The organism is Nocardia sp. NRRL S-836, from assembly GCF_001279525.1.
In the GTDB taxonomy this organism is placed as follows: domain Bacteria; phylum Actinomycetota; class Actinomycetes; order Mycobacteriales; family Pseudonocardiaceae; genus Lentzea.
This window is the reverse complement of record NZ_LGDY01000150.1, coordinates 172,679-187,727: the sequence shown is the minus strand read 5'-3', so window position 1 is coordinate 187,727 and position 15,049 is coordinate 172,679. Positions and strand designations below refer to the sequence as shown.

General features: G+C 71.2%; 16 protein-coding genes. 10 read left to right on the top strand and 6 right to left on the bottom strand.

Annotated features, from left to right (window positions below; genetic code table 11):
• Nucleotides 1–746: hypothetical protein (locus ADL03_RS49105; RefSeq protein ID WP_369809078.1), on the top strand; the 746-nt coding region annotated here is incomplete at its 5' end.
• 6 nt (nucleotides 747–752) lie between these two features.
• On the opposite strand, the gene ADL03_RS41175 is transcribed toward ADL03_RS49105, so the two are convergent.
• On the bottom strand, nucleotides 753–1,316 hold the full coding sequence (locus ADL03_RS41175) for a TetR/AcrR family transcriptional regulator (RefSeq protein WP_053739078.1): 564 nt from the start codon (nucleotides 1,314–1,316) through the stop codon (nucleotides 753–755).
• Between the two features lie 104 nt (nucleotides 1,317–1,420).
• Between ADL03_RS41175 and ADL03_RS41170 the strand changes: the two genes are divergently transcribed.
• Nucleotides 1,421–1,873 (top strand): DUF6069 family protein, encoded by a 453-nt coding sequence (locus ADL03_RS41170; protein WP_053739077.1) that lies wholly within the window; start codon nucleotides 1,421–1,423, stop codon nucleotides 1,871–1,873.
• Here ADL03_RS41170 and ADL03_RS41165 read toward each other — a convergent pair.
• Entirely contained in the window at nucleotides 1,853–3,292 is a 1,440-nt protein-coding gene (locus tag ADL03_RS41165; RefSeq protein ID WP_053739076.1) for an MFS transporter, read from the bottom strand. The genes ADL03_RS41170 and ADL03_RS41165 overlap by 21 nt on opposite strands.
• A 103-nt stretch (nucleotides 3,293–3,395) precedes the next feature.
• Here ADL03_RS41165 and ADL03_RS41160 point away from each other — a divergent pair, with 103 nt between their 5' ends.
• From ADL03_RS41160 to ADL03_RS41140, 5 genes are all read left to right on the top strand, one after another.
• On the top strand, nucleotides 3,396–3,986 hold the full coding sequence (locus ADL03_RS41160; protein WP_053739075.1) for a TetR/AcrR family transcriptional regulator: 591 nt from the start codon (nucleotides 3,396–3,398) through the stop codon (nucleotides 3,984–3,986).
• The gene (locus ADL03_RS41155) at nucleotides 3,983–4,873 is read left to right on the top strand and encodes an SDR family NAD(P)-dependent oxidoreductase (RefSeq protein WP_197289106.1); all 891 of its coding nucleotides are present in this window, start codon (nucleotides 3,983–3,985) and stop codon (nucleotides 4,871–4,873) included. The genes ADL03_RS41160 and ADL03_RS41155 overlap by 4 nt, the downstream gene beginning before the upstream one ends.
• Before the next feature lie 191 nt (nucleotides 4,874–5,064).
• A complete protein-coding gene (chvE, locus tag ADL03_RS41150) occupies nucleotides 5,065–6,159 on the top strand; it encodes a multiple monosaccharide ABC transporter substrate-binding protein (protein WP_053739073.1) in 1,095 nt (364 codons plus the stop codon).
• 150 nt (nucleotides 6,160–6,309) lie between these two features.
• A complete protein-coding gene (locus ADL03_RS41145; RefSeq protein ID WP_053739072.1) occupies nucleotides 6,310–8,331 on the top strand; it encodes a glycosyl hydrolase family 65 protein in 2,022 nt (673 codons plus the stop codon).
• Nucleotides 8,332–8,397: 66 nt separating this feature from the next.
• On the top strand, nucleotides 8,398–8,856 hold the full coding sequence (locus ADL03_RS41140; RefSeq protein ID WP_053739071.1) for a nuclear transport factor 2 family protein: 459 nt from the start codon (nucleotides 8,398–8,400) through the stop codon (nucleotides 8,854–8,856).
• 43 nt (nucleotides 8,857–8,899) lie between these two features.
• Here ADL03_RS41140 and ADL03_RS41135 read toward each other — a convergent pair whose 3' ends face one another.
• The 4 genes from ADL03_RS41135 to ADL03_RS41120 form a co-directional block, all read right to left on the bottom strand.
• Entirely contained in the window at nucleotides 8,900–9,571 is a 672-nt protein-coding gene (locus ADL03_RS41135; protein WP_053739093.1) for an AIM24 family protein, read from the bottom strand.
• A gap of 49 nt (nucleotides 9,572–9,620) precedes the next feature.
• Nucleotides 9,621–10,973, bottom strand: coding sequence for a DUF2867 domain-containing protein (locus tag ADL03_RS41130; protein ID WP_197289105.1), 1,353 nt, complete (start codon nucleotides 10,971–10,973; stop codon nucleotides 9,621–9,623).
• A gap of 11 nt (nucleotides 10,974–10,984) precedes the next feature.
• A complete protein-coding gene (locus ADL03_RS41125) occupies nucleotides 10,985–11,557 on the bottom strand; it encodes a hypothetical protein (protein ID WP_053739069.1) in 573 nt (190 codons plus the stop codon).
• Nucleotides 11,558–11,694: 137 nt separating this feature from the next.
• Nucleotides 11,695–12,330, bottom strand: a complete 636-nt coding sequence (locus tag ADL03_RS41120) for a TetR/AcrR family transcriptional regulator (protein WP_053739068.1) — start codon at nucleotides 12,328–12,330, stop codon at nucleotides 11,695–11,697.
• A gap of 107 nt (nucleotides 12,331–12,437) precedes the next feature.
• Here ADL03_RS41120 and ADL03_RS41115 point away from each other — a divergent pair, with 107 nt between their 5' ends.
• The 3 genes from ADL03_RS41115 to ADL03_RS41105 all read left to right on the top strand — a co-directional run bounded on the left by ADL03_RS41115 (nucleotide 12,438) and on the right by ADL03_RS41105 (nucleotide 14,884).
• Nucleotides 12,438–13,124, top strand: coding sequence for an SDR family NAD(P)-dependent oxidoreductase (locus tag ADL03_RS41115; RefSeq protein ID WP_053739067.1), 687 nt, complete (start codon nucleotides 12,438–12,440; stop codon nucleotides 13,122–13,124).
• Nucleotides 13,125–13,265: 141 nt separating this feature from the next.
• Nucleotides 13,266–13,823, top strand: a complete 558-nt coding sequence (locus ADL03_RS41110; RefSeq protein WP_053739066.1) for an RNA polymerase sigma factor — start codon at nucleotides 13,266–13,268, stop codon at nucleotides 13,821–13,823.
• An 11-nt stretch (nucleotides 13,824–13,834) separates the two neighbouring features.
• Nucleotides 13,835–14,884, top strand: a complete 1,050-nt coding sequence (locus tag ADL03_RS41105) for a hypothetical protein (protein WP_197289104.1) — start codon at nucleotides 13,835–13,837, stop codon at nucleotides 14,882–14,884.
• Nucleotides 14,885–15,049: the final 165 nt, after the last annotated feature.

The window sequence follows — 15,049 nt, the reverse complement described above, 5'->3', positions numbered from 1 at the left end:
CCGCCCACCAGCGTTTCTCGACCGGCCCCCACCCCGTCCACCCGCAGCCGTACCCACCCGGCCGGTCCGGCGCGTCGCCGGCCAAGCGGGTGGCGCTCGTCGCCGGCGCCATCGCGGCCGTCGCGCTGCTGACCGTCGCAACGGTGCTGTACGCGACGAACGGCTACACGAGTTTCGGCCTGGGCGACCCCTCGACCAGCACCACCCCGAGCACGACCACGAGCACGACGGGCACCACGCTCACCCCCACGACCACCACCACGTCGCGGTCGCCGCAGGTCGACGCACTGCTCGCCGCCCTGCCGGCCGTCTACCGGACCACCACCCCGTGCGCGCCCGCCACGGCCGACGGCGGCGCGCTTGTCGCCGTGCGCTGCACCGCGACGAACTCCTTCGACTCGCGGTTCCCGCCGCCTGCCGAGGCCGAGTTCCGGTTGTTCGCCGACCGCGCGGCGCAGGACGCGGCGTTCCTGCAACTGGTCACCAACCGGGGCATCCCGCGGATGGACGAGCGCGGCGGGTGCCGGCCCAAGTCCGATCCCATCCACTACGCGCTCTACTACCGTCCCGACTCCCAGCCGCTGCCCGGCGAGTTCACGACGTGCTTCGTCGCCGACGGCAACGCGCAGGTCTGGTGGGTCGACAGCCGCACCCTCACCATCGGCACGCTGAAGAGGCCGGGTGACGTCGACACGCTCGACAAGCTCGACCTGTGGTGGAACGAGAGGATCCTCTCGGCGTTCTAGGCCCGCCTACTCCGGCTGGTACCCGCGCAGGAACCGACGCACGACGACCTCGGGGTCGGCGGGTGCCTGCGTGGCGCGCTGGTCGACCCGCCGGGCGATGGAGCGCATCATCACCGGCCCGACCAGCGCGAAGAACGTGTGCCGCGGCGGTTCCACGACCAGGGCGCCGCGTCGCTGGTGGTGCAGGATCACCGCGTCGACCTTCTCCAGCAGCGTCTCCGGTTCGGTGAGCACGGCCGCCACCTCCGGGCTGAACTTCGCCTCCCGCATCAGGGTGAGCACGACGCCGCCGCGGGTCTCGTAGAGCCGCGTGTAGTAGCTCAGGATCGTGAGCAGGTCGGCGGCCACGTCGTCGCCCGGTTCGTCGAGGTCGAGCGAGAAGCCGGTGAAGTTGCTGCGCACGGCCAGGCGCAGCAGGTTCTCCTTGGAGCCGAAGCGGCGGAACAGCGTGGCCTCGTTGATCCCGGCGGCGTCGGCGATCACGCGGGTGGTCGCCCGCTCGTACCCGTGTTGGGCGATCACCCCCAGGAGCGCGTCGAACACCGTCTGGTCGGACACCCTGCTGGCCACTCACCCTCCATCAATGCAAGTAGGCACTTGCATTGATGGGACCGGATGGCTACCGTGATTTGCAAGTGCTCGCTTGCAAATCAGTCTATCGAAGGACAGGGCTCATGGCCGACACCAGCCTCCCCGCACGCTCCGCAGGTCTCGCGCCCACCGCCGGAGAGGTCGTCGTCGGCCTCCTGGGCGCGGCGGTCATCTCGGTCGCGGTCAACGCGCTGATCGCGCTGGTCGCGGGGAAGTTCATCCCCTCCGACGTCGAGCGCAAGGGCCTGGCGCTGGTGGAGTACGCGCCCGCCACGGTGATCGGCATCCTGCTCGGCACGCTCGGCTGGTACCTCGTGCGCCGCTTCGCCGACAACCCGCGGCGGGTGCTGCGCGTGCTCGTGCCCGTCGTCCTGGTGCTCTCCTGGATCCCGGACCTGGGCATCCTCGCCGCCGGCGCCTCGGTGGTGAACTCGCTCGCCTTGATCGCGATGCACATCGTCGTCGCCGCGGCCACGGTGCCCGCGCTGTCCCGGATCCTGCCGCTCGACGCCAGGTCAGCCGGCGTCCGGTTCTGACCGCTCGGCGTCCCGGGGTGCGGCTTTCGGGAGCAGCCGCAGCAGGGGCAGGCAGAGCGCGGTCACGGCCATGACGGTGGTGATGGCCAGCGCCATCGCGTGGTCGGGTGCGCCGCCGTGCAGGTAGACCGTGGTGACGGTGGCGGAGCCCAGTGCGGTGGCGAGCTGCTGGACGGCGGTCAGGGTGCCGCTGGCGCTGCCGGCCTCGGCGGGGGCGACGTCACCGATGGTGATGTCGAAGATCGTGCCGAAGCACGCGCCCATGCCGATGCCGGCGAGCACACCGGCGGGCGCCAGTGCGAGGAGGGTGAGGCTGGTGCCGCTGGTCAGCACCAGCGCCAGCAGCCAGCCGCCGCCGGCGAGGGTGACGAGCATGCCGGCGAGCACGAGGGCACGCCCCATCCGCGCGGCCAGGCCCATGCCCGCCCCGGCGCCGACGATGATGCCGAGGGTGAGGGGCAGCATGCCGACGGCGGCGCTGCCGGGGCTCGCACCGAGCGCCTGCTGGACGAAGAGCGAGAGCACGAACGCCAGGCCGTTGGTGACGGCGAAGAACATCAGCCCGACGGTCAGCCCGGAGACGAAACCCCGGTTGCGGAACAGCGACGGCTTGATCAGCGGTTCGGCGGCGGTGCGCTGACGACGTGCGAACAGGGCCAGGAACAGCGCGCCCGCCACCAGGGAGAGCACGGCGGGCAGGCCCCAGTCGGTCTCCGATCCCTCGATGAGACCGAACATCGCGCCGAACGTGGCGATCGCGAGCAGTCCCGCGCCGGTGCCGTCCACGGTGACGGAGCGGTCGGCGTTGTCGCGGGGGAGCAGGCGGGCGGCCAGCGCGACGCCCACCGTGCCCAGGACGAGGTTGACGAGGAAGATCGGCCGCCAGGACAGCCCGGCGAGGTCGGCCTCGATGAGGAACCCGGCCAGCACCGGGCCCGCGATCGTGGCGATGCCGAGCAGCGGGCCGAACAGGTTGAACGCCGTGCGCCGCATCTCGGGCGTGAAGTGGCGGGTGATGATCGCCATGCCCTGGGGGATCAGCAACGCGCCGAAAGCGCCCTGCAGAACCCTGGCGACGACCAGGACGACCGGCGTGGGGGCGAGACCGCACAGCGCGGAGGCCAGGGTGAAGCCGGTCATCCCGATCAGGAAGAGCCGGCGCTGGCCGTACCGGTCGCCGAGCCGGCCGCCGATCACCAGCAGCACGGCCATGGCCAGCGCGTAGGCGGCGCCGAGCCACTTGATCAGACCCGGCCCGCCGCCGATCTCCCCGACGATGCTCGGCGCGGCGATCGTGGTGACCGTGGCGTCGATCATGTCGAGCGCGTCGGCGAGCAGGACAAGGCCGAGGAGGGCCCACATGACGGTGCGGCTCAACGCCGTGCCGGGGCCGGCCGGGGTGGTGATGGACGCCTGCATGGCGTGCTCCTGAGGTGAGGGGATGTCGACGCCGAGAAAACCAGAACGAGTCTAGTTTTGCAACGAGTATGACTTCAGATGTGTTCTAGGTTATGCTGGCGGCATGGTGACGACCCGTGGATCCACCCCCGGCCGCCGCGACCGGAAGAAGGCCGCGACCAGGCAGGCGCTGTCCGACGCGGCGCTGAGGCTCTTCCTCGAACGCGGCTACGACAACGTGACGGTCAAGGAGGTCGCCGAGGCCGCGGACACCGCGGTCGCGACGCTCTTCGCGCACTTCCCGGCGGGCAAGGAAGCCCTGATCCTGGCGGACAGCGGTGAGCGGGAGGCCGCGCTGACGGCCGCGGTCCGCGAACGACCGGCCGGCACGTCCGTCCTGGAGGCCCTGCACGCGTTCTTCGCGGCCAGGGGCCCGTTCAACGACGACCTGCCCGAGGAGTACCGGGTCCGGATGGACCTGGTGATGCGCACGCCCGCGCTGTGGCCCTACGCCCGTGAGGTCTGGATCGCCTGTCAGGAACCGCTCGCCGACCTGCTCGCCGAAGCCGCCGGCCTCGACGCACCCGACGACTCGCTGCACGTGCTCGCCCGCTACGTCCTCGAAACCCCCGACCTCGCCTCGCGCCGGCCCGATCGCCGTGCCGCGCTGGATGAGGCCTTCGCACACCTCAGGAAAGGCTGGCCGCACCTGTGAACGTGCTGGTGACCGGTGGCAACGCCGGAATCGGTTACTTCGTCGCCGAACAGCTGGCCTCGGCCGGTGCCACCGTCGTGCTCGGCAGCCGGGACGCCGCCAGGGCGGAGGCGGCGGCCACCGCGATCCGCGACCGGGTGCCCGGCGCCGCCGTCGGCCACGTGCCGCTGAACCTCGCGGACCTGGCGTCGCTCAAGTCCTCCGTGGACGCGCTGGAGCTCGGCCACCTCGACGCCGTGGTGCTCAACGCCGGTGTGGCACTGGACGATCCGCCGCGGCGCGAGACCGCCGACGGTCACGAGCTGATGTTCGCCACCAACCACCTCGGGCACTTCGCGCTGGTGCACCGGCTGGCCCCGCTGCTCACCGCGGCCCCGGCCGCCCGCGTGGTCACCACCGGCAGTTTCGCGGCGCGCACGGAACGACTCGACCTGGACGACCTGCAGTCGACCGAGTCCTACGAGCCGAAGAGGACCTACGGGCGGTCGAAGCTGGCGCAGATGAGCTTCGGCTTCGAGCTCGACCGCCGCCTGCGTGCCGCGGGCAGCCGCTGCCTCAGCGTCGTGGTGCACCCCGGCGGCGCACTGGACTCCCTCACGCCCACGCGTCCCGGCGTCCACACCCGCTCCACGTCCCAGCGGCTGCTCGGGCTGCCCGCGGGACTTCTCCTGCACGGCAAGGACGCCGGTGCCCAGTCCGCCGTCCGGGCCGTTCTCGGTCAGGACGTCGAAGGTGGGCAGCTCTGGGGGCCACGGCAGTTCGGCCTGCGCGGCGCACCGCACGTCGAACGACCGCACGCGCACATGACCGACCCCGCCACCGCCGCCGCGCTGTGGGCGAGGAGCGTCGAGCTGACCGGCGTCGACCCGATGGCGTCGCTCGGGTGAACCGGGCGTCGAGTGAACGCGCACATCACAGCTTGGCCTGATCAGCAGGCCGTCGCTTGATCGGCCCGACTCCGCTTGTTAGCGTTCACAGCCGCTCGTGGCGCGGATCACAGGCTCACCCCCGTGTTCTCGGCCGCCTCGAGGACCGTGGCGTCTGTCAACAACGTTGTTGATCCGCGCGAGGAGCCGGAATGAGATCAGCAAGACTCGTGGTACCCCTGGTCGCCCTCGTGCTGGCCGCGTGCGGTGCACCCGCGACCGGCTCGCAGGTGCAGGCCGCCAAGGGCGCGCTGGTGGGCGTCACCATGCCGACGACGTCGTCGGAGCGCTGGAACCACGACGGCCAGAACATCAAGCGCGACCTGGAGGCGAAGGGGCACCGGGTCGACCTGCGCTACGCCGAGAACGACGTGCCCAACCAGGTGAAGCAGATCGAGGACCAGATCCGCGCGGGCGCGAAGCTCCTGATCATCGCCTCGGTGGACGGCTCCGCGCTCACCAAGCCGCTCCAGCTGGCCGCCGACGCCAGGATCCCGGTGATCGCCTACGACCGCCTCCTGCGCGACAGCCCGAACGTCGACTACTACGCGACGTTCGAGAACTTCCGCGTCGGCGTCTACCAGGCCGAGTCGCTGCTGACCGGGCTCGGCCTGCGCACCGGCGACGGCAGCCCCGGCCCCTCGACGGGCCCGTTCACCATCGAGCTGTTCGCCGGCTCACCGGACGACAACAACGCGACGTTCTTCTTCAACGGCGCCATGTCCGTGCTCAAGCCGTACCTCGACAGCGGCACGCTGGTGGTGCGCAGCGGTCAGACGGACTTCCAGGCCGTCACGACCCTGCGGTGGGACGGCGAGACGGCCCGCAAGCGCATGGAGGACATCCTCGCCACGTCGTACCGCCGCACCAAGCTCAACGGCGTGCTCTCGCCCTACGACGGCATCTCGCTCGGCATCCTCACCGCGCTGAAGAACAACGGCTACGGCCCGGTGTTCCCGATCGTGACCGGCCAGGACGCCGAGCTGCCCTCCGTGAAGTCCATCATCGCCGACCAGCAGTACTCGACGATCTACAAGGACACCCGCGAACTGGCGACGGTCACGGCGTTGATGGCCGACGCGGTGCTGAAGGAGCGGACGCCACCGCAGCTGAACAACCTGAACGACTACTACAACGGCGTCAAGGTCGTGCCGGCGTTCCTGCTGAACCCGGTGAGCGTGAACAAGGCCAACTACCACAAGGTCCTCGTGGAGTCCGGCTACTACACCGACGACCAGCTCCGCTGACCGCACGGCCCGGTGAGGTCGCGACCGGCCTGGCACGTGAACGCTGACAGAAGCGGACAGGATCTTGGCCGGCCCGCGGCGTGAGCGCGCTTCCATGGTGCACTGCCCTTCGGCTCCGGTCGGGATCCGGTGCCGGGAGAGGTGCGCGGGATGAGTCTCCGGCGGCGGATCGCTCATGTCCTCCTGACCCTGGTCACGGTGTGCGGCGTGGTCACGGGCGCCACACCGGCGACCGCGGCCACCACACCGTCGATCGTGTTCGCGAACCCGCACAGCCAGGCGCTGTACGGCGCGGCGTACGCGGCGGCGCTGGACAACCTGGTGCGGCGCAACACCATGGCCTACGACGAGCGGTACGACAGGAGCGGCCTGCTCGACCCGGCCACCGGCATCGTCCGCGCGGGTGGCGGGTACGCCCAGCCGTGGACGCGCGACGCGTCGGTCAACAGCTGGAACGCGGCCAGCCTGCTGTCACCGGCGCTGGCGAGGAACACGCTCTGGGCCGTCGTCGACAGGGACGCCACCGGCGCGCTGCGCGTGCAGCAGGACGACCAGCAGTGGGACCAGGTCGTCTGGGTCACCGCCGCGTGGCACCACTACCTCGTCACCGGCGACCAGGAGTTCCTCGGCAACGCCTACCGCACTGCCGCGACCACGTTGACGATCCGGGAACACGCCGGTACCGCCGGTCTCAACCCCGCCTACGGCCTGTTCACCGGTGCGTCGTTCTTCAACGACGGCATCGCCGGCTACCCCGCGCCACCCGCTGACGCCACCGAGTCGGTCAGCACCGGCAGCATGCCGTGGCCGGGCGTTGCGAGCGGGATGTACCTGAGCACCAACGCGGTCTACTACGCCGCATACGTCAACGCGGCGAACATGGCCGAGCGGCTGGGGCAGCCCCGGGAGGCCGCCGGTCACCGCGCGAAGGCCGCCGCGCTCAAGGCCGCGATCAACCGGTACTTCTGGAACCCGGCGACGGGTCTGTACAACTACCAGCTGCTCGCCGACGGGACGCCGGGCGTCTACCAGGAGGGCGCCGGGCTGGCGTTCGCGATCCTGTTCGGCGTCGCGAACCCGGCGCAGGCCCGGTCGATCGTCGCCCGCGCCGGCGAGATGACCTGGGGCATGCCCGACACGTTCCCGCACTGGGACCGCTACTCCGAGGCGCAGCCCGGCCGGCACAACGCCATCGTCTGGCCGCTCGTCCAGGGCCTGTGGGCCAAAGCATTGGCGCACCACGGCGACCAGGACGGGTTCGCCGCGCAGACCGCGCGGCTGGCCAAGCTCGCGGGCAACAACAGCGGCTTCTGGGAGATCTACAACGGCACCACCGGCGTGGTCGACGGCGGCTGGCAGCGGCTGGGGGGCACGGTGAAGTTCCACTGGGGTTCCGAACCGGACCAGACGTGGTCGGCCACGGCGTTCCTCGACATGGTCCACACCGGACTGTTCGGGCTCAGGTTCACCGACCGGGGCCTGACGTTCGCGCCGACCCTGCCCGCGGGCTGGGGTGACGTGACCCTGCGCGACGTGCGCTACCGCGACGCCGACCTCACGATCTCCCTGCGCGGTGCGGGCACGACGATCCGCTCGGTCACGGTCGACGGACGGCCGTCGCGCGCCGAGGTGTCCGCCACGCTCAGGGGCGCGCACACCGTCGTGATCACGCTGACCGGAGCGACCGCCGGTGACCGGGACGGCGACGGCGTGGCCGACGCGCAGGACCGTTGCGCCGACACCGCGGGCACCGTCTCCGGCTGCCCCGCACCCGACCACCTGGAGGCCGAGGACGCCCACAACACCGGCGGCGTCAAGACGAACGTGAACCACACGGGCTACTCCGGCCGCGCGTTCATCGACGGATTGTGGGCCCAGGGCGCCACGTCGTCGTTCACGGTGCACCGCACCACGACAGGCTCGGGCTCCGGCGCGATCACCGTGCGGTACGCGAACGCCAACAGCGACGCGCGCACCATGACGCTGTCGGTGGACGGCCGCGCCGTGCGCCAGGTGAGCTTCCCGAAGGTCTCCGACAGCTGGGACGCCTGGGGGACGGTGACGTTCGACGCCGTTGCGGTGAGCGGCCGCGACCCGGTGGTCACGCTCTCCTACGGCCCCGGCGACACCGGTTCGATCAACCTCGACTGGCTCGGCTACAGCGGACCGTGACCGGCGTGCCCGGGTGGGTGTGACGCACCCTCCCGGGAGCCCGCGCGCGGCTCTAGCGTCGGGATCATGAACGAGGAACAGGTGATCGCCGAACGGCATGAGCGGTGGGTGTCCGGCTGGGACCGTCGTGACGGGGACGCGCCGTTCGACTTCGAGCGCGTCTTCGGCGAGCTCTACGACTTCGGCTCGCCGGACGTCCGCCTGTACGACGACTTCGACCCCGAGCACCGGGTGGCGACGTCGGCGGCCGGGTACGGCTCGATCTGGGAGCCCGCCTTCCGCGGGATGCTCTCCGCGCACCACGCCGTCGACGACGGTCCCCACGTGATCGCCGGCGCAGGCCTGGCCGCGTCCACCCTGCGGTTCGTGGCCAGGATCGTCACCCCCGACGCCGTCACGGACATCCGCACCACGTCCTCGCTGGTCTGGCGCCGGACGCCGGACGGGTGGCGGATCGTCCGCGAGCACAACTCGACCGAGGTCCTCCCCGCTGGCGAGCTCGACGGCCGTTTCGTTACCGCTTAAGGGGAACAGGCGGCCGAGGTGCGTCCTCGGCCGCCTGCGAACGTCACTGCGCGGTCGGCACCTGGTGGCCCTCCGACGCCTGCACGACGACGATGCCCTGCCCCGACAGCGCGAGCTGGTAGGCCTCACCCGAGCCGCGTCCGATGACGGCGCCGAGCTTGGCCGTCTTGCGGATCGAGGACTGCAGCGAGGTCGACCACAGCACGGCGGACTGCATGTCGACGAACGTCGGCACGTCCACGTTCAGCACGACCGGCGTGCCGTGGGCGGTGACGGCCAGCGACCCGGTGCCCGTGAACGTGGTGTTGAACAGGCCGCCGCTGAGCATCGACGCGCCCTCGGTGCGGTTGATGTCCCACTGCAGCGTGCTGTCGAAGGCGAGCACGTTCTTGCCGTTGACGGTGACGGCCTCGTCCTCCAGGTGCAGCACGAAGATCTCGTCGGCGTCCTGGGCGAGGAACACGTCCCCGCTGCCCGACACCTTCATCAGCGACATGCCCTCACCGGTGAAGGCCTTCTTGAACAGCTTGCCCAGGCCGCCGGCGCCCTCGTAGGCGAAGTCGACGTCACCCTGGTAGGCGACCATCGAGCCCTGCTTCGCGAAGAAGAACCCGCCGCTGCCGGTGAGGTCCACCTTGAGCATGCGGTCGTTCTGCAGCTGGAAGCTGCCGGGCTCGACGGACCGTTCCTCGTGGTTGAACAGTGAGCTGCGCATGGCGCAGATGATGCAGGTGATCACCGCCTCGCGTGCGGCCGGGTGGGGTCTACCTCGCCGCGGCCTTCCGGACGATCCCGCGCGCCATCGTCGCGAACACGATGTCGTGCAGCGGTTTCTGCACCACCCAGTACAGCTGGCCGAGCAGTCCGTCGGCGGTGAACGTGATCTTCTGCCGGTAGCGCGTGCGGTCGCCCTCGCGGTCGACGCGCATGTCGAGCAGGGTGTGGCCGGGCATCTTCATGTCCGCCCGCAACACCAGCTGCCGCGCCTCGTCGTCGCGGTGCACGACCGTCCAGAAGTCGACCACGTCGCCCTCGCCGACCTCGGGTGCCCGGCCGCGGTAGAGCCCGATGCCGCCGAGCAGGTGGTCGACCGCGCCCCGGACCGTCCACACGAGAGGGACGGTGTGCCAGCCCTCCTCACCGCCCAACGCGTTCACCGTGCGCCACACGTCCTCCGGTGCCGCCTCGGTCAGCACCGTGCGCTCCTCCGTGAACACCTCGCCGCCGGTCGGTCCGGACTCCTGGGTGGTCGCGGCGCGGATGGCGTTGTCAATGCTGGTGAACCCGCCGGGCGGGGCGGGCAGCACGTCGGTGACCGGCGGTCCGTCCGGCGCGAGGTCGTGGTCGAGCGACGCGAGCAACGACTCCGCCACCGCGGTGGACACCGGCGTCACCAGCCCGGCGACCCGCGCGGCGAGCCGGTGCGACCACAGCGGTGCCGGCAGCGGCAGCCGGACCGGGAGCCGCAGCACCCGCGCACACCGCTGCACCAGGTCCAGGTAGCTGAGGCGTTCGGGCCCAGGCACGTCGAACACGCCGCCGACCGGTTCCGGCAGGCCCGCGGCGGCCACCAGCAGGTGGACGACGTCGGCGACCGCGACCGGCCTGCTGGTGTTGTGCATCCACGACGGCACCGGCACCCACGGCGTGAGCCGCGCGGACGCCCGCAGCAGCTCGAAGCTCGCCGAACCGGCACCGATGATCATCGACGCCTGCAGCACGAGCGCGGGCACCGGGCTCGCTGCCACGACGTCACCGACGTCGGCCCGTGAGGCGAGGTGCGCGGACAGACCGGGGGAGCCGGGACGCGGCCCGCCGACGTACACGACCTGGCGCACCGCAGCGTCCGCCGCCGCTGCCGCCAGCACGGTGGCGGCGTCGTGGTCGACACCCGCGAAGTCCGGCCGGTCCAGCGAGTGCACGAGGAAGTACACGAGGTCGTTGCCCGCCAACGCCGCCCGCACCGCCCGCCGGTCGGTGGCGTCGCCGACGTGCACGACCACGTTGGTGGGGAACCGCGTCGCCTGCGTGCCGTCGCGCACCAGCACGGCCACCTGGTGGCCGTGCGCGAGCAACGCCGGCACGAGGCGCGACCCGAGGTGCCCGGTCGCGCCCATGACGAGGCATCTCATCTGATGCCGGTCCGGTTCTGCAGTGCCCCGATCTTCGTGCCGTACAGGAAGAACACCGCCATGAACACCTCGATCCGCTGTGGCGCCGAGAGCCCGTCGAGGTCCACCGCGACCTGCGTGTCCCGCACGTCGGCCGTCTCCGCGAGCCGCCGGTTGAACACCGCCCGCGCGATGTCCTGGCAGCGTTCGTCGACGTCGGCGTGGAACAGCCGGCGCAGGTCGCAGTCGGGCGGCAGCGGGTGGCGGACGAGCTCGGCGGGATAGCGCGCGTTCATCACGCGCGCCGCCGTGTTCAGCGTGTGGGCGACGAGCGCAGGCCCCTTGTCGAAGTGGTCGACCATCGCGACCAGCTCGTCCAGGGTGGCGACGTCCTCCTCGATGCTGACCGGTGTGTCGATGTCGAGGTCGAGGCGTTCCATCGCCATGGCGACGTTCTCGAGCACCTGGACGGGGTCGACGATGATCTTGTCACCGAGGTGGACGCTCGCTCGGTGGTGGTGCGGATCGAGTAACTCCTGCGTCTCGCGGTCGAGGTGCGCGTGGAGCAAGTCGTCGTGGTCGTTCGTCACGTGCTTGGCTTGCCCACTTTCGGGTGAGCGCAACCGTCCGTCCACGAAGGAAGGACAGCGTGGTTGCCGGGCCGGGTGATCGGGTACCGCTGGCCGATGCGGAGTTGCCGGTCAGGAGCCGTGGTGCCGCGGAGCTCTCACCCGCGGCCGGACGAGGGCGCTTTGGAGCCGATCGGCCAGGCGCGCAACGCGGCGTCGGCCAGTTCCCGCAGCTCGTCGGCACCGACACCGCTGGCGGCCTGCACGGCGATCCCGGCCTGCAGGGTGGTGACGTAACGGGCGAGCAGCGCCGGGTCCGCGTCCGGCGGCAGGTCACCCTCCTCGACGGCACGCTCGAACCGCGCGCGCAGACGCGAGTTGCCGTTGTTGCGCCAGTCGACGAGCAGCGCGCGGACGTCACGCCCGGCGTCACCGGTGGCGAGGGCCGCCTGCACGCCCAGGCACCCGTGCGGCTCTTCCGGCCGGGTGGTGGTCCGGATGCCGCCGGCGAGAAGGGCCTCGGCGACGCGAAGGGCGGTCGGTTCGGCGAGCGCCAGTTCGACGTACGCGCTCGGGCCCTCGTCGTAGCGCTGGAGTGCCTTGCGGAACAACTGCTCCTTGTTGCCGAAGGTCGCGTACATGCTGGCCGTGGAGATGCCCATCGCGCCGGTCAGGTTGGCGAGGCTGGCCCCTTCGTAGCCCTGCTCCCAGAACACCGCCAGTGCGCGGTCGAGCGCCTCCTCGACGTCGAAGCCTCGCGGTCGGCCGGTGGCCCGGCGCGGTGTCGTCTCCACCTCCGCAGCCTACCTCTTGTGGAGTGATCGTTTCAGAACGTGCTACGGTCAAGTTCTGCATCGATCACTCCAGAACTGGCGGGCAGCCAACCCCCGGGAGGACCCCCATGACCACCGCACTGATCACCGGCGCCAACAAGGGCATCGGTTTCGAGACGGCCAGGCAGCTCCTGCAGCTCGGCCACAACGTCTACATCGGCGCGCGGGACGCCGAACGGGGCGAGAAGGCCGCGGCCGAGCTGGGCGCGCGGTTCGTGCAGCTCGACGTGACCGACGACGCCTCGGTGACCACCGCGCTGGAGACCATCGCCGCCGCCGAGGACCACCTCGACGTGCTGGTGCACAACGCGGGCATCCTCGCCAACGACGGCCTCGACGGCCCCTCCGCACTGCGCGCCTTCGACACGAACGCGGTCGGCTTCGTCCGCGTCACCGAGGCCGCCCTCCCGCTGCTGCGCAAGTCCGCGAACCCCACCGTCGTCACCGTGTCGAGCAGCATGGGCTCGTTCTGGGCCGTGACCAACCCCGAACGCCCCGAGTACGAGTTGCCGCTCGCGCTCTACGCCGCGTCCAAGGCGGCGGCCACCATGCTGACGCTGCAGTACTCCAAGGCCCACCCCGGGATCAGGTTCAACGCGGTCGAGCCCGGCGCGACCGCCACCGACATGACCGCGGCCTTCGGGATCGGCCGGCCGGTGGAGGAGAGCGCCCGGGTCGTCGTGCGGCTCGCCACGCTGGGCGCGGACGGTCCGACCGGGACCCTGCAGGACGAAAACGGGGAACTGCCCTGGTGAACGGACGGGTCGAACCCGTCCAGTACCGCTTCCAGGCCCCGGCTCGGCGCACGTCCGAGCCGGGGCCTGCGCCGTTCTGAACGCTTTTCACCCCAGATGGCAAAGACGGGGTGCAAGGGTGAGGCGCAACCGAGGAGCCACATGTCGTCAGACGCGGAACTGATCGGCAGATCGCTGCGCGGGGACACCGACGCCTTCGTGGAGGTGATCAGCCGCCACGAGACCGCGATCGGGAACTACCTCGCGCGCAGGGTCGGGCGGCAGGCGGCCGAGGACGTGCTCGGCGACGTGTGGGTGGCGGCTTACGAGTCCCGTGCGCGCTACGACCGGTCGTATCCCGAGGCGAGGCCGTGGTTGTACGGCGTCGCGCTCAACCGGTTGCGGCGGCACTGGCGGTCCGAGCCGGCGGCCGAGGAGCCGGCGGCGGACCTGACGTTCGTGGTGAGCGACTGGGACCCCTGGCCGGCGGTGGACGCCCGCGTGGATGCGCAGGCGTTGCTGCGCAAGGCGTTGGCCCGGCTGAAACCGGAGGAGCGCGAGGTGCTCGGTCTGGTCGCCTGGGAGGACCTGACCGTGGCGGAGGCCGGGCGGGTGCTCGACATCCCGGCCGGTACGGCACGGCGCCTGCTGCACCAGGCGCGCAAGGCGTTGCGCGAGGCGCCCGAGGTGGTCGCGCTGCTGCAAGTTCCGACGACGTGAGAAGACGACCCATGGACGAGATGGATCTCATGAAGAAGCTGCGTGACGTGCCGTCGCCGGGTGCCGAGGCCTACGACCAGGCTCGGGCGGACCTGCTCACGGCGATGACGGAACCCGCGGCCGCGGTCGTGCGGCCGCAGCGGTGGTTCTCCTGGCCCAGGGCCGGTGCCGCCGTCCTGGCCGCCGCGGCTGTCGTGGCGGCCGTGGTGGTGATCGGACCGCCGGGCGGCGACGTGCCGGCCGGGACGGCACCGTCCGAGGCGGCCCCGCGGGTGGTCGAGTCGCCGCTGGTGAAGCTGGCCTCCGACGTGCGGGCGGCCGCCGCGCTACCCGGTGACTCGTCGCTGGTCATCGGCACGAAACCGGCGCCGGACAGCTCGCCGTACGTCTTCTACACCGTCTACACCGACCGCGGTCAGATCTTCAAGGGCGACTCGGCGCAGAACCTGGCGGCCTCGGCCGGCAAGAACGACGACCAGGCGCAGCCCTACGACGCGAAGGTGATGGCGGCGGCCCGCCAGGCGGCGAGCGGTGACGTGGAGAAGGCCCGAATCGCGATGATCACCGTGTCCGGCAACGCTTTCGGCGTCGGACTGAGCCCGGCCGAGGCGGACCGGGCCTGGGCCGCGGCGGAGGAGAAGAAGGCGGAGGTGTTCCGCAGGCTGGGCAAGGAGGTGCCCGCCCCCAGGCCGCGTCCGACGGGCGAGGAGCTGGAGAACCTCATCGGCAACCACCTGTGGAGCAACACCACGTACGCGCTGTTCGTCGGTGCCGCCAACGCGGAGGTCCGTGCGGGCGTGCTGAAGCTGCTCGCGACCATGCCGGACGTGACGATCGGCGAGGCCGACCTCGAAGGCCGGCCGGTGCTGACGCTGACCGCGGCCGCGGCCATCCTGGGCGGCGGCGGTTCCCAGGTGCTCACGATCGACGCCGGCAACGGCCTGCCGATCCGGTCCGAGGTCGTCCCGGCCGCCGGCTCGCCGGACCCGTCCACGCCCTCGGTGGTGCAGTACCGGTCGTCGCGGGTGCACCTCGCCGACGTGGTGGCGGGCAAGATCTGATCGTTCGAAGCGCTGGGAGGGCCGGGACCGTGCCGGCCCTCCCAGCGGCATTTCCGCCGTCGGATGCGCAGGGCCACCGGCCCGTTCGAACGCTAAACTTTAGCCGACCGAAATCGTGAAGCGTGCGTTGTGGCGTGAAGTTTCGAAACATTGTCGAAACGTCTC

What these genes read in the sequence shown, in the direction of transcription:
- ADL03_RS41105 (WP_197289104.1), top strand. Translation starts at nt 13,835, where the DNA reads ATGGACGAGATGGATCTCATGAAGAAGCTGCGTGACGTGCCGTCGCCG.
- ADL03_RS41130 (WP_197289105.1), bottom strand. Translation starts at nt 10,973, where the DNA reads ATGGGCGCGACCGGGCACCTCGGGTCGCGCCTCGTGCCGGCGTTGCTC.
- ADL03_RS41170 (WP_053739077.1), top strand. Translation starts at nt 1,421, where the DNA reads ATGGCCGACACCAGCCTCCCCGCACGCTCCGCAGGTCTCGCGCCCACC.
- ADL03_RS41160 (WP_053739075.1), top strand. Translation starts at nt 3,396, where the DNA reads ATGGTGACGACCCGTGGATCCACCCCCGGCCGCCGCGACCGGAAGAAG.
- ADL03_RS41110 (WP_053739066.1), top strand. Translation starts at nt 13,266, where the DNA reads ATGTCGTCAGACGCGGAACTGATCGGCAGATCGCTGCGCGGGGACACC.
- ADL03_RS41135 (WP_053739093.1), bottom strand. Translation starts at nt 9,571, where the DNA reads ATGCGCAGCTCACTGTTCAACCACGAGGAACGGTCCGTCGAGCCCGGC.
- ADL03_RS41140 (WP_053739071.1), top strand. Translation starts at nt 8,398, where the DNA reads ATGAACGAGGAACAGGTGATCGCCGAACGGCATGAGCGGTGGGTGTCC.
- ADL03_RS41165 (WP_053739076.1), bottom strand. Translation starts at nt 3,292, where the DNA reads ATGCAGGCGTCCATCACCACCCCGGCCGGCCCCGGCACGGCGTTGAGC.
- chvE (WP_053739073.1), top strand. Translation starts at nt 5,065, where the DNA reads ATGAGATCAGCAAGACTCGTGGTACCCCTGGTCGCCCTCGTGCTGGCC.
- ADL03_RS41115 (WP_053739067.1), top strand. Translation starts at nt 12,438, where the DNA reads ATGACCACCGCACTGATCACCGGCGCCAACAAGGGCATCGGTTTCGAG.
- ADL03_RS41145 (WP_053739072.1), top strand. Translation starts at nt 6,310, where the DNA reads ATGAGTCTCCGGCGGCGGATCGCTCATGTCCTCCTGACCCTGGTCACG.